General features: G+C 38.1%; 1 protein-coding gene. It reads right to left on the bottom strand.

Features of this window, described 5'->3' with window-relative positions; genetic code table 11:
• Window positions 1–231, bottom strand: a 231-nt coding sequence (locus SB754_RS23285) for a DUF58 domain-containing protein (RefSeq protein WP_410784603.1), incomplete at both ends; no start/stop codon positions are given.

Genomic DNA, 231 nt, shown 5'->3' with positions numbered 1-231 from the left:
ATTATGGCTGCGCTGTTGTTCAAACTCTTTCGTCATAATGTTGTTTGTTCGTGCAGTTGCTTTCCAATCAATCCATGAAAAGCGATCACCAGGCTTATATTCTCTGACACCGACAGAAATTGTAGAGTCCTTTGCTAAATTTATATTTGCTGAAAGCGCTCCTTGTTCGAAATGATTTTCCAATTGTCGATACGTTATAGCTACATACTGGGGATAGACTAAAAATGTATC

This window comes from Leifsonia sp. SIMBA_070 (assembly GCF_046534635.1).
Taxonomy (GTDB): Bacteria; Actinomycetota; Actinomycetes; order Actinomycetales; family Microbacteriaceae; genus Leifsonia.
Note: the sequence above shows the minus strand (reverse complement) of the source record. Positions and strands in the feature narration are given on the sequence as shown.